Raw genomic sequence first — 12796 nt, forward strand, 5'->3', positions numbered from 1 at the left:
TAAAGATAGTACAAAAAACGGGGATGAAAAAAACTATGAAAGATTTACAAACAAGTATTCAAAGTCTGAATATGCCAAATCACTTAAAGGTGAAGATGAATCAATTTATAAAAAGCCAAGTAGAGAACAACTTGAAAAAGTCAGAAGAATGTTACAAAGCTGATGATTATAAAACATATAATTGTAATAAATGTAGAGATTTAACTTTTATAATAAAAGAAAATACAGCGACACCTTGTGAATGTAGAGGATTAATAGAAGCTAAAAACATACTTAAAAACAGTGGAATAAGTGAAGAATTTAGAAAAAAGACATTTGAAAACTACAACTATTCTTTTGATACACAAAGCCTAGATGCATTTTATAAAGCCAAAACTTATGTTAAAAATTTTAACGAAATAAAAAATAAAAGAAATAATTCAATACTATTTATGGGACAAGTTGGTTCAGGTAAAACTCACTTATCAATAGCTATTGCTAATAATCTAATGGATGGTGGTATTGGAGTTATATATATGCCATTTAGAGATATTATAACTAAGATAAAGCAAAATATAATGGATGAAGAGTATTATAGAAAAACTATAAATAGATATAAATTTGCAAATGTACTTTTAATTGATGATCTTTTTAAGGGGAGTATTAGTAAAAGTGATATTAATATAATGTTTGAGATAATAAATTATAGATACTTTAATAACTTAGCAATGATTATAAGTAGTGAAAAAAGATTTGAAGAACTTATTGATATTGATGAGGCACTTGGAAGTAGAATAATAGAAATGAGTAAAGGATACCTAGTAGAATTAAGGGGGAAGAAGTTAAATTATAGACTTTACGGATTATAGGTAACCCGCTCGGGATTAAATATAAATTCCTCTCCATAAAGACACAAGTCGTCTTTTAAATGTCGATGGAACTTATATTTAATCCCTTCGCTAGGTTATTGGTAGAGCTATTTTAGTTTTATTATATTTTTAGCTAATTCATTTATACTTTCACTTAATATTTCTAGTTTGCCTTCAATTCGAATTAGTAGATACATGCTAACTGCTATAGGAAAGCCAACGGAAGTTATAAGCGTTTGAAGTTCTAAGTTCATAATATCATTCCTTTAAGCCACCGCGTGGGCGCTACCCTTTCTATAGTTTTAGGCTATGCTTTAAAAAGCATAGCCTATATATTAGTCTAAAACTAAGTCATATTCAGTTGTATCAGTAGCTACAACTTTTGCGTCAATAACTGATGTTAATTCAGCACCGTTTGGAGCAAATATTCCTTTAGCAAGTACTGCCTCCATTGCTGTTTTTATTTCTTCTTCAGTTACATCTTCTCTTGGATCGTCTATTGATAAAGATACTCTTTTATCATCGTTAGTTTTAAAAGTCATTATTAATCTTTTGTTAGTTTCCATTATTTAGTCCTCCTTTTAATTTTTATACATCAAGTGATGTGTTATCTTGCTTTATAACATCTAGTATGTTGTGTTCTTGAAGATTCATTAAAGCGTCTGCAACAAAGTAGATATCTTCAGCTAATGCGTTAGGCTTTACATTTGAAAAGCTTTTGATTTTAGTTTTTGTTTTTCCATTGACCATTCCTAGGTCTAGTTTTACTTTTAATGTAGATGGATTTTTTGTTTCTATAACTGCCATTTAAATTACCTCCTTTTAAATTTTTGAGCCACGTGTGGGCGATATGAGTGTAACGAATTTTTTGAGAAGTTTTATCTTCTTATAGGTTAAGTATACAAAGCTTTAGTGAACAAAGATAATAAACTATTTTGCCAAAATAGGATAACGTTAGATGATATAATTTAAGTAGATATTGGAGGGATATAATGAGGGTTGATGATTTGATTTATGATGATGTTCCAGATAGTTTAAAGGATATATCTATGGTTATAGGTATGGATAATTTTATTGAGCTTATTAAGGTCGTTGGTGGGACTTCTGTTTATTTTCCAAGTGAAAATAATATGTTAAGGGCTGTTAGAAATAGAAGGATAAAAGAAGAGTTTAGTGGAGATTATAAAAAAATTTCAAGGATGTATGGAATAAGTGAAGTTCAGGCTAGAAAGATTTTAAGAAGAAATTGTAATAGTAATAAAAGATAATATTTATTGTGCTAAAGTAAAATCAATGTGTTTAGAAAAATAAAAGTGACAAAAACTTATAAAAATAAGTGTACACGAAAATATCTGTTTTAGTGGTCATTTTAGAAAATAGGTATTCTGATATAATTAAATTAGTAATTTATAAGGTTTATAAGTATATATTCTGAGAGGGTGAAAATATGGAAATTTGGGATGTCTATGATAAAGATAGAATTAAAATTGGCGAAACAATGATAAGAGGTAGTCAATTTAAAGAAAATACTTATCATATTGTAGTTCATGTATGCATTTTTAATTTAGAAGGAAAAATGTTAATTCAACAAAGGCAACCATTTAAAAAAGGTTGGGCAAATATGTGGGATGTTACAGTTGGAGGTAGTGCTATATCAGGGGATTGTAGTCAATCAGCGGCTGAGAGAGAAGTACTTGAAGAAATAGGTTATAAGATAAATCTTAAAGATAAGCGACCATCACTAACAATTAATTTTGAAGTAGGTTTTGATGATTTTTACATAGTAAAACAAGATGTTAATATTGATGAGTTAAAATTACAATATGAAGAGGTTCAGCAAGTTATGTGGGCTGATAAAAATGAAATTATAAGAATGATTGATAATGGAGAATTCATACCGTATTATAAAAGCTTTATAGAATTATTATTTGATATGAAGGATTGTATGGGTATTCATTGTAAAGATGATATTCAATAAAACATATGATTTAGTAAATATATCTAATCGATCTATAACACATCTACAAAATATTAAAACTAATAAGTCTTAAAATTTAGATTTAGGAAATAGTTTGGATAAATCTAGTATTTTCAATACTTTCTTTATTTTATCAAATTATAATGCTCTAATTTCTATTTTAAGACTTATTTCATAAATAAATAACTATTTGTACTTAATTTAATTAATAGCTCTCTCTAAGCGTTACTTTTTAGGTGAAGGATACAGTTGCCCTAATAATAAGTTTTTTTATTTTTTTTAAGTTGTCACAAATACTAAATCTATGACGTTATATATATGAAAAATAAATTATTTTGGGGTAATAATATGAAATTAAAAAATATATAACAGTTACGGCTTTGATAGGATTAGTTAGTATTGGTGGAGTTGTTATGGCTAATGCAGAAAAAAGCACATACTCTTTAGCAGAAATGAAAACTAAAATAGTATCATCGTATAATAATTTAATTGAAGAAGAAGGGGTAGAAGTTGTTAAAGTTTCGCACTCTAAGGGTGGATACATTGAAACTTATGTGGATCGTGTGAATGGAAAAGAACAAGTTGATACATATGATACAGATGGAAGTTTCTTATCTAGAATTTTAACTAAAGACTTTGGTAAGACATTCATTTCAATAGGTGGAGATATGCAAGAAGATGGAACAATCAAATATTCAGCTCATAAGACAACTACTAAACATGAAATAGCTGAGATGAATAAAGATTTATTTAATGTTTCTACAATAGATACATATTTAAATGTAGAAACTGATGCACTTAGCAATAGTAAATGGAAACAAACTAAATCATCTGAAGAAGGAATTGAGAAGTTTACTAGTGAGTACGGAAATGTATATGTGGATATTGAAACAGGAAAAATGACTAAAAGAGAAATGATTAATACAAAAGGAGAAGTCGTACAAACTATAGAAGTTGATGTAATGAATCCAAAAAGTAAAGAAGCCTTACAACTTTTTAGTGTAAACTCTCCATATGCGAGTGAAGAAATTACAGATACAGTAACAGATAATTTTTCAAATGAAACAACTGAAACTAATTGGAATTTAGTTCCTAAAGGAGGCGGATTTGACTTTGACCCTAATGCTAAAGGTTAATAAAATATAAATTAAACTGAGAGTTTTGATATAATTAAATTATCAAACTTTCTAAGTTAAGTGATAAAGTAGGGGAGGCTAATAATGAATAGAAGGGGAACTGGAGCAATATTTTGTTTAATATCAGCAATACTGTTTTCTACAAGATATATAAGTGCAGCAATTTTTAGTTCAAATGTGTCTTCATGGGATGCAGAATTGTTTTCACATATGCTAGGTTATGTAGGTAATACTCTTACAACACTAAGTGGGATTTCTTTAGTTATAGGTATTGTATATCTAATATTGGCAGAAAGAAATAAGGAATAGTTATTAATTATAAAATGAAATTCAAGAGTGTAAAATGCATGCTGATCTGTTAGAAACTAAATAATCCAGTATTAAAAAATGCTCAATTACTCACAAATTATTACCTAATTGAATAATTTATTAGTATAATTATTTAGTTGCTGGAGGTTATCGATGGGATATTATGTTAAGGTTGCAACAAATGTAAAAATATATGTAGAAGATCTTAATCCAGAAGGTAAAAAAACAATCTTATTTATTCATGGCTGGCCTGGAAATCATAACTTATTTGAATATCAGTTTAATGAGCTTCCAAAGATGGGATATAGATGCATAGGAATAGATATAAGAGGATTTGGAAAATCAGATAAACCATGGGACGGATATGATTATGACACATTAGCAGATGATGTTAGGGGTGTAATTGATGCATTAGGATTAAATTATATTACACTAGCAGGACATTCAACTGGAGGGGCAATAGCTATCAGATATATGGCTAGACATAATGGTCATGGAGTATCAAAGCTTGCTCTTTTTGCTGCAGCGGCACCAAGTTTAATAAAGCGCCCTAATTTCCCTTATGGATTAGATGAAGAAACAGTTTTACAACTGATACAAGGAACAGAGACAGATAGACCTAAAATGCTTCAGGATTTTGGGAATATATTTTTCTATCAGAATATAACGGGGCCATTCTCTGAGTGGTTTTTCCAATTGGGATTACAAGCGGCTGGATGGGCAACTGCGGCTATTGCAAATACTTGGTTAAATGAAGTACTGTTTTATGATTTAGGAACAATAAATGTTCCAACTTTAATTATTCATGGTATTCATGATAAGGTTGTTCCATTTGAACTTGGTAGAATACAAAACCAAAGCATTAGAAATTCAAAACTTATACCATTTAATTTTAGTGGTCATGCATCATTCTATGATCAGAGAGAAAACTTTAATGAAGAGTTAGCAAAGTTTGTTGAGGAATAAAGTTTTTTATGTAGAGCGTCTAAATAGAAGTATTAAAAGTAAATAATTAATAAAAATACCGTATTATTTATGAGAAAATTTTACGGTATTTTTTATTTTAATAAGAGCCATACATTGATCTATTAAGTGAGATATATAGTTATTTTATGGTATAATTTGAATATAAAATAAAATTCAAGATATAAAATGCATGTTAAAAGTATCTATAAAAGTACTAAAAAATGAGCCAACAGAAATAAAAGGGCCAATATTTATAAAAAATATTATTTGGGCGATTTGAATTTAACTTACAACAAAGGAGATCACAAATGACAGAATCAAATAAATTAATAATAAACTCACAAAAGCAAAATTTATTAAATGAACTTCAAAGCTCACTTAAAGAATGCAAAAGTTTTTACTTTAGTGTAGCTTTTGTTAATTTTAGTGGGATACAACTATTATTAGACACATTTAAAGAGTTAGAGCAAAAAGGAGTTGAGGGAAAGATTATAACATCAACATACCTTAACTTCACAGATCCTAAAGCTCTAGATAAAATAAGATCTTTTAATAATATAGATCTAAAAGTATTTATAACAAACAAAGAAATAGGATTTCATACAAAAGTATACATATTTGAAAATGAAGATAACTACAAAGTTATAATAGGATCATCAAATTTAACCCAAAGTGCCTTAAAAAGTAATATTGAGTGGAATGTAGAAGTTATATCTAAAGAAGAAGCTCCATTTATACAAGATGTATTAAGAGAATATAATAAACTTTGGGAAATAAGTGAAAATGTAGATAATGATTTTTTAACTAAGTATGAGGATTTTATAAAACAACTTAAAGGTCATGAGAAAACTAAAAATCTTATATTTGAAAATTATAAAACAATAACACCTAACTCTATGCAAAGTAGAGCAATGGAAAATCTAGAAAGACTTAGAGAACATGGAGAAGATAAAGCTTTAGTAATAGCTGCCACTGGAACAGGAAAAACGTATATGTCAGCGTTTGATGTTAGAGAATACAACCCTGAAAAGATACTGTTTTTAGTACATAGAGGAGAAATACTTAGTAAATCAAAAGAAACCTTTGAAAAATTAATAAAAAATAAAGCTTCAAATACGGGACTATTTACCGGAAATGCAAAAGAAAAAGATGCAGATTATTTATTTTCAACTATACAAACTATGCATAGACATTTCACTGAATTTGAAAAAGATAATTTTGACTACATTATAATAGATGAAGCTCATCATGCCTCGAGTAGAACATACTTAGATGTATTAGATTACTTTGAACCTAAATTTACACTAGGCATGACAGCAACTCCAGAGAGAAGTGATAATAATAGTATATTTGATTTATTTGATAATAATGTAGCTTTAGAAGTTAGGCTACATGAAGCACTAGAAGAAGAACTTATAATACCTTTTCATTACTTTGGTGTAACTGATATAGATGGTGTAGATTTAAGTAATATTGACATAGACAATATAGCAGAAATTACTAAAAAGTTAAAAGTTAATGAAAGAGTAGATTTCATTATAGATAAAATGAACTTTTATGGACATGATGGAGAATATAGAAAATGTCTAGGATTCTGTGTAAGTATAGAACATGCAGAGTTTATGGCTAGTGAATTTAATAAACGAGGAATAAAGAGTGCTTGTTTAAGTGGATCAGATTCACCAGCTAAAAGAGAAGAGTACATAAAAAGACTAGAAGATAATAATGATGACTTAGAAGTTATATTTACTGTAGATATATTTAATGAAGGTGTTGATATACCATCTGTTAATAGTGTGCTAATGTTAAGACCTACAAACTCACCTATTATATTTATACAGCAGCTAGGTAGAGGGCTTAGAAAACATGAAAGTAAAGAGTTTTTAACGGTGCTAGATTTTATAGGAAATCATAGTAAGACATTTTTAATAGCAATAGCTTTAAATGGAAGTAGATATTATGATAAGGATAGTTTAAAGGTAGCTGTAGCAACTGGCTTTGCAAATGTACCTGGATGTACTCATATACAAATAGATGAAATATCTAAGGAAAGAATACTTGAGCAAATAGATAGTGAAAACTTTAGATCTATGAAATACCTTAAAGAAGAATACAATGAATTTAAGATAATGAACAATGGTAAAATACCATATTTATTATTAGATTACATAAAATATGAAGGTTCCCCTGATCCTATAAAGTTTATAGATAAGGAAAAGACATATATAGGATTTGTAGCTAAGATGGAAAAAGATGATAATCTTAAAGCATTATTAGAAAATAGTAATTTTGAAAGTGCATTAAAAGAACTATGCAGTAAGCTTCCACTAAAGAGAGTTTATGAATTTGCAATACTTAAGTACTTATTAAAGCATGATAATATAACTTTAGAAAAAGCAAAATCAGAGATACTAAAGTATATGAAACATGTTGATGATGATAGTGTAGTTCATTCATTTGAATATCTTAATCAAAATTATTATGATTCGGTTCAACTAAAAGGAAAGCTAAAATTAGTTGACTATTTAGATGATACTCTTAGTAGAAGTAAAGAATTTGGTGAGCTTTTAAATGATAGTGAATACAGAAAATACATAGAAGATGTTATTAATTATGGTATTTTTAGATATGAAAAAGAATTTAAAGAAGAATACTATGGAGTACCATTCTTTAAATTATATGAACAGTATCAAATGATAGATGCTGCTCTTTTATCTAATTATAGAAAAATTCATTCGTCTTTTAGAGGTAGTGGTCTTTTAACTAATGGCAATGATTATTTCTTATTTGTAGATCTTCACAAAGATGAAGGTATAGAAGATAGAATAAATTACAAGGACAAGTTTATAAGTGAAAGATACTTCCAGTGGCAAAGTCCTAATGCTACAAGACAAGATAGTGATAGAGGAAAGAATATTATCTTTAATAAGGATAGGGATGTAAATCTTCATTTATTTGCTAGAAAGTATAGAGAGCTAGATGGTAAATCTGAACCATTTATTTATTTAGGTAAGGGAGATACTGTTGAGTATGAAGGTGAAAAACCTATAACTGTTAAGTTAAAATTAGAAAGTGAAGTGCCTGTTAGCATATATAGGGAATTTTTTGTAAATATGTTAAAAAAAGTATAATTAGCTCGGAATATAAAGTATAATATGCTTAGATTAGTATAAGGAGTTTATTATATGCATAATGATAGTCAGGATAAATATTCGGAAATAATAGAAAGTATAGAACATAAATTAAATAAAGTTCTTAATAATAGCCTTAATATAATAGGTAAAAATATAAATCAGCAAATTTTTATAATTGATTATGAAAATGAAATATTAATAGATGAAGGTATTTATACCCACAATGAAAGATTATCACAGAAAGCGCTACTAAAAGAAAGAATACAAAATATAGTATTAAGTAAAGGTGATAATATATATTTGCATCTAAAGTATGCAAAATCAATATTGGGAACTTATTTGGTTACAGTACAATATGATAAATTAGATACATGTGAAATTATCGAAACAGAATACATTAAAGATATTATAGAGCTTACGATAGATCAATGTAGTAAATATATAGATATTGATGATACAGGATTTAGTATAAAATTTAATAATTCAGAATCAATAAGTCCAATGGATATTTTAGATGAAAAAATAAATGATTATATAGAATATTGCATGGAAGAAGACCCTTTAGATGAATATTATAAAAAAATTAGCGAAAGGCAAATAAAATTTTGTAAAATGCTATTAAAGGGTACAAAAGGAAACGAAATTAATAATTATTATACTATAGATTATTTAAATAATATATCAAAAACATCTTATGAAAGTAGCTATAGTAAGGGAAAATTAGTTATAGTTGATAAGGATCATGATTTGATTAAGTATTTTAAATTTGAAGATATAGAAAGTACGGATAAAGTTAGAAAATATGATATTATTAATTTAAAAAATAAAATTGAATTAAGAAAAGATAAAAGTGCAAGAAAAATAATAGAGATGTCTAATGAAAATTGGTTAGCTATTAGTGATGGAGTAGATATTTATGGGATGATTAAACGTAGTTGTATAGACTATAATGCTATGATAACATTTACAGGGAACTATTCATATGAAATTCAATTTAAAAATAAAAAATCTATAAAATTTAAGCATGGATACCCACTATTAACACAAGACTCAATAGATATTCATCATATCGAATATAGAATAAAAAAAGAGTTTGTAGAATATAATATTGAAAATTTGAAAAATATTATTAAAGAAGTTAAAAAACAGCCTAAGGGTTCTATGTTAATAATATCAAATAAATCCCATGAAGAAGCTCGCAGATTAAAGTATCAATCTACACTTATTAGATCTAAAGACATATTTTCTGATTTAAGTATTGTAAATAGTATTTCTAGAATAGATGGTTGTATATTAGTAGATCCACACGGTTGTTGTAATGCAATAGGGGTAATTCTAGATGGAGTAGCGTGTCATTTAGGTGATAGTAGTAGAGGAGCTAGATATAATTCTGCAGTGAAATATATTTACAGTGAAATTAATAAGTATAAAGAACAAGAAGAAAGACATGAATGTATGGCTATAGTAGTATCTGAAGATGGTATAATTGATAGGCATGAAATAATGGATCTTGATAAAAAAAGCAGAGCAATAAATTATAATTATGAAAATAGTATAAATAAATTTAATTTTATTAACCCTTCAAATGGTGAAAATATTTGGTCGATGGAGTATCTTAAAGAAGAATATGATGAATTTAAAATAGTTAATAATAGGACACCATATTTACTGTTAAATTATATAAAATACGAAGGCGCACCAGATCCTATAAAGTTTATAAATAAGGAAAAGACATATATAGGATTTGTGGCTAAAATGGAAAAAGATGACAATCTTAAAAAGCTATTAGAAAATAGTAACTTTGAAAGTGCATTAAAGGAACTATGTAGTAAACTTCCATTAAAGAGAGTTTATGAATTTGCAATACTTAAATATTTATTAAAGCATGATAATATAACTTTAGTAAAAGCCAAATCAGAGATATTAAAATATATAAAATATGTTGATAAAGATAGTGTAATTCATTCATTTGAATACCTTAATCAAGATTATTATGATTCGGTTCAAATAAAAGGAAAGCTAAAATTAGTTGACTATTTAGATGATACTCTTAGTAGAAGTAAAGAATTTGATGAGCTTTTAAATAATAAGGAATACAGAAAGTATATTGAAGATGTTATTAACTACGGTATTTTTAGATATGAAAAAGAATTTAAAGAAGAATATTATGGAGTGCCATTCTTTAAATTATATGAACAGTATCAAATGATAGATGCTGCGCTTTTATCTAATTATAGAAAAACTCATACCGCATTTAGAGGAAGTGGACTTTTAACTAATGGTAATGATTATTTCTTATTTATAGATCTTCATAAAGAAGACGGTATGGAAGAAAAAATAAATTACAAGGACAAGTTTATAAGTGAAGGATACTTCCAGTGGCAAAGTCCTAATGCTACAAAGCAAGAGAGTGATAGAGGAAAGAACATTATATTTAACAAGAATAGAGATATAAATATTCATTTATTTGTTAGACCGTATAGAGAGTTATATGGTAAATCAGAACCATTTATTTATTTAGGTAAGGGTGATACTGTTGAGTATGAAGGTGAAAAACCTATAACTGTTAAGTTGAAATTAGAGAATGAATTACCTATTAGCATATATAGAGAATTTGTTGAAAAGGTATAGAAATAAAAAAAGGGCTTAGATTTAAGCCCTTTTTATTTTTAGATTTTTTTATTAATTTATAACATAGATATATATGACTATATATGGTAAAATTTGTATGGTCAAAAGATAGATTTAGGAGGATATAATATGATACATCAGAATAATAAATGGGCGGTTGGATTGATATTTATAATGTTTATTATGAATACGTCCTTTATATGGGGAAATCCAAATAATATAAATGATGAGTATGAGGACCTTAAGAAGCGAATTGAGTCTTTAGAAAGTAAACTGGAAAAAGTGGATATAGAAAGTATAGAGAAGTCATATAAAGATAAGGAAGATAGATTAATAGAAGAAAGTTCAAAATCATTAAGCACAGCTAATTTTTTGGTAGCGGTTGCATCAGGAGCAGCTGGAATAGCAGCTATATTAGTAGCAGCAGCTGGGATAAAATACTTTGTAGATACGAGAACTATAAATAGCATGAAAGACAAAATGGTTGATATAGAAGATAAACAAAAAAATATAGAGAAAAACAATGAAGAAATTAAAAAGAAATTAGATATAGACAATGAAACTATAGATAGAAAGGTTAAAGATGGTATAAATGAGCTTTCTGATCAGTCTGCTACAGCAATTAGTAAAATAAAAACAGAATTAAAAAGTATTAAATATCAAGTTGATAAATCAGCTGAAAAAGCCGAAAAGTCGGCAGATAGGTCAGAGAAGATTGCTAATATAAATGAACTTTTAAATGAAGCGTATGAAAGCTACAGAGATAAACGATATACTGAATCTATAATAACATGTACTAATGCAATAAAGTTAGATAATAAATATGCAAAGTCTTATAACTATAGAGGTAATATATATATGGCAAATGGTGACCTAGAAAAAGCAATAAAAGATTATAGTAAAGCAATAGAATTAGACAGAAAATATGTATATGCATACAATGGAAGGGGGAATACATATAAGTCAAAAGGAAATTTAGAAGAAGCAATAAAAGATTATAGTAAAGCAATAGAGCTAGATGATAAATATCAAACTGCATACTATAATAGAGCAAATGCATATAACAAAATGGATGAGCCAAAAAAAGCAATAGAAGATTATAGTAAAGCAATAGAGTTAGATGCAAAATATATAAATGCATATTATAATAGAGCAAATGCATATAACAAAATAGATGAGCTAGAGAAGGCAATAGAAGATTATAGTAAAGCAATAGATTTAGATGAAAAATATGTAAATGCATATTATGGAAGAGGAAGTGCATATTTAGGTACAGGCAATTTAGAAGAAGCAATAAAAGATTATAGTAAAGCAATAGGGTTAGATGCAAAGTATGTATATGCATATAATGGAAGAGGAAGTGCATATTTAGGTACAGGCAACGTAGAAGAAGCAATAAAAGATTATAGTAAAGCAATAGAGCTAAATGAAAAATATGTAAAGGCATACTATAATAGAGGAATCGCGTATATAAACAAAGGTAATTTAGAAGAAGCAATAAAAGATTATAGCAAAGCAATAGAGCTAGACAAAAAATATGTAAATGCATATAGTGAAAGAGGAAATGCATATATAAACAAAGGCGAATGGGAAAAAGCAAAGGATGACTATAGAAAAGTAATAGAGATTGCTCCAGAAAATGCAGATGCAATTAAAAGACTAGAAGATTTAATTAATAAAAGTGAAATAGTTAATAATGAAGTAGCAACAAGTATCGACGAGATATCAACTAATGAATAAAATCAGTAATGATTAATATATAATTTTATATAAAAATAAAAAGGGCTTAAATTT

At 27.4% G+C, this 12796-nt stretch carries 12 protein-coding genes; 9 read left to right on the forward strand and 3 right to left on the reverse strand.

Features of this window, described 5'->3' with window-relative positions:
* The first annotated feature begins 95 nt into the window (after positions 1-95).
* The gene (locus BN899_RS04915; protein ID WP_330362452.1) at positions 96-848 is read left to right on the forward strand and encodes an ATP-binding protein; all 753 of its coding nucleotides are present in this window, start codon (positions 96-98) and stop codon (positions 846-848) included.
* A gap of 107 nt (positions 849-955) precedes the next feature.
* Here the strand turns inward: BN899_RS04915 and BN899_RS04920 are convergent, their stop codons facing one another.
* From BN899_RS04920 to BN899_RS04930, 3 genes are all read right to left on the reverse strand, one after another.
* Positions 956-1102 carry a YvrJ family protein gene (locus BN899_RS04920; protein ID WP_071162431.1) on the reverse strand — a complete coding sequence of 49 codons (147 nt, stop codon included), beginning with the start codon at positions 1100-1102 and terminating at the stop codon, positions 956-958.
* An 81-nt stretch (positions 1103-1183) separates the two neighbouring features.
* Positions 1184-1414: a DUF2922 domain-containing protein gene (locus BN899_RS04925; RefSeq protein ID WP_042273413.1), complete on the reverse strand. Its 231-nt coding sequence runs from the start codon at positions 1412-1414 to the stop codon at positions 1184-1186.
* Between the two features lie 22 nt (positions 1415-1436).
* Positions 1437-1655 carry a DUF1659 domain-containing protein gene (locus BN899_RS04930; protein WP_042273415.1) on the reverse strand — a complete coding sequence of 73 codons (219 nt, stop codon included), beginning with the start codon at positions 1653-1655 and terminating at the stop codon, positions 1437-1439.
* A 185-nt stretch (positions 1656-1840) separates the two neighbouring features.
* On the opposite strand from BN899_RS04930, the gene BN899_RS04935 reads away from it, so the two are divergent.
* The 8 genes from BN899_RS04935 to BN899_RS04970 all read left to right on the forward strand — a co-directional run bounded on the left by BN899_RS04935 (position 1841) and on the right by BN899_RS04970 (position 12742).
* Positions 1841-2116, forward strand: a complete 276-nt coding sequence (locus BN899_RS04935) for a Mor transcription activator family protein (protein ID WP_042273416.1) — start codon at positions 1841-1843, stop codon at positions 2114-2116.
* Positions 2117-2295: 179 nt separating this feature from the next.
* A complete protein-coding gene (locus tag BN899_RS04940; protein ID WP_042273417.1) occupies positions 2296-2826 on the forward strand; it encodes an NUDIX hydrolase in 531 nt (176 codons plus the stop codon).
* A gap of 380 nt (positions 2827-3206) precedes the next feature.
* On the forward strand, positions 3207-3962 hold the full coding sequence (locus tag BN899_RS04945) for a hypothetical protein (RefSeq protein ID WP_147568497.1): 756 nt from the start codon (positions 3207-3209) through the stop codon (positions 3960-3962).
* Between the two features lie 84 nt (positions 3963-4046).
* Positions 4047-4271, forward strand: coding sequence for a hypothetical protein (locus BN899_RS04950; protein WP_042273420.1), 225 nt, complete (start codon positions 4047-4049; stop codon positions 4269-4271).
* A 153-nt stretch (positions 4272-4424) separates the two neighbouring features.
* Positions 4425-5237 carry an alpha/beta fold hydrolase gene (locus BN899_RS04955; RefSeq protein WP_042273421.1) on the forward strand — a complete coding sequence of 271 codons (813 nt, stop codon included), beginning with the start codon at positions 4425-4427 and terminating at the stop codon, positions 5235-5237.
* Between the two features lie 308 nt (positions 5238-5545).
* On the forward strand, positions 5546-8368 hold the full coding sequence (locus tag BN899_RS04960) for a DEAD/DEAH box helicase (protein ID WP_052356628.1): 2823 nt from the start codon (positions 5546-5548) through the stop codon (positions 8366-8368).
* A gap of 54 nt (positions 8369-8422) precedes the next feature.
* Complete coding sequence (locus BN899_RS04965; protein WP_052356630.1) at positions 8423-11002, forward strand: DUF3427 domain-containing protein; 2580 nt, start codon at positions 8423-8425, stop codon at positions 11000-11002.
* 129 nt (positions 11003-11131) lie between these two features.
* A complete protein-coding gene (locus BN899_RS04970) occupies positions 11132-12742 on the forward strand; it encodes a tetratricopeptide repeat protein (RefSeq protein WP_052356632.1) in 1611 nt (536 codons plus the stop codon).
* The last annotated feature ends 54 nt before the right edge of the window (positions 12743-12796 follow it).

This window comes from Faecalimicrobium dakarense (assembly GCF_000499525.1).
GTDB lineage: Bacteria > Bacillota > Clostridia > Peptostreptococcales > Peptostreptococcaceae > Faecalimicrobium > Faecalimicrobium dakarense.

Coding starts and splice junctions, on each gene's coding strand:
- BN899_RS04930 (WP_042273415.1), bottom strand. CDS start 1,655: ATGGCAGTTATAGAAACAAAAAATCCATCTACATTAAAAGTAAAACTA.
- BN899_RS04915 (WP_330362452.1), top strand. CDS start 96: ATGAATCAATTTATAAAAAGCCAAGTAGAGAACAACTTGAAAAAGTCA.
- BN899_RS04950 (WP_042273420.1), top strand. CDS start 4,047: ATGAATAGAAGGGGAACTGGAGCAATATTTTGTTTAATATCAGCAATA.
- BN899_RS04965 (WP_052356630.1), top strand. CDS start 8,423: ATGCATAATGATAGTCAGGATAAATATTCGGAAATAATAGAAAGTATA.
- BN899_RS04970 (WP_052356632.1), top strand. CDS start 11,132: ATGATACATCAGAATAATAAATGGGCGGTTGGATTGATATTTATAATG.
- BN899_RS04960 (WP_052356628.1), top strand. CDS start 5,546: ATGACAGAATCAAATAAATTAATAATAAACTCACAAAAGCAAAATTTA.
- BN899_RS04935 (WP_042273416.1), top strand. CDS start 1,841: ATGAGGGTTGATGATTTGATTTATGATGATGTTCCAGATAGTTTAAAG.
- BN899_RS04940 (WP_042273417.1), top strand. CDS start 2,296: ATGGAAATTTGGGATGTCTATGATAAAGATAGAATTAAAATTGGCGAA.
- BN899_RS04920 (WP_071162431.1), bottom strand. CDS start 1,102: ATGAACTTAGAACTTCAAACGCTTATAACTTCCGTTGGCTTTCCTATA.
- BN899_RS04955 (WP_042273421.1), top strand. CDS start 4,425: ATGGGATATTATGTTAAGGTTGCAACAAATGTAAAAATATATGTAGAA.
- BN899_RS04925 (WP_042273413.1), bottom strand. CDS start 1,414: ATGGAAACTAACAAAAGATTAATAATGACTTTTAAAACTAACGATGAT.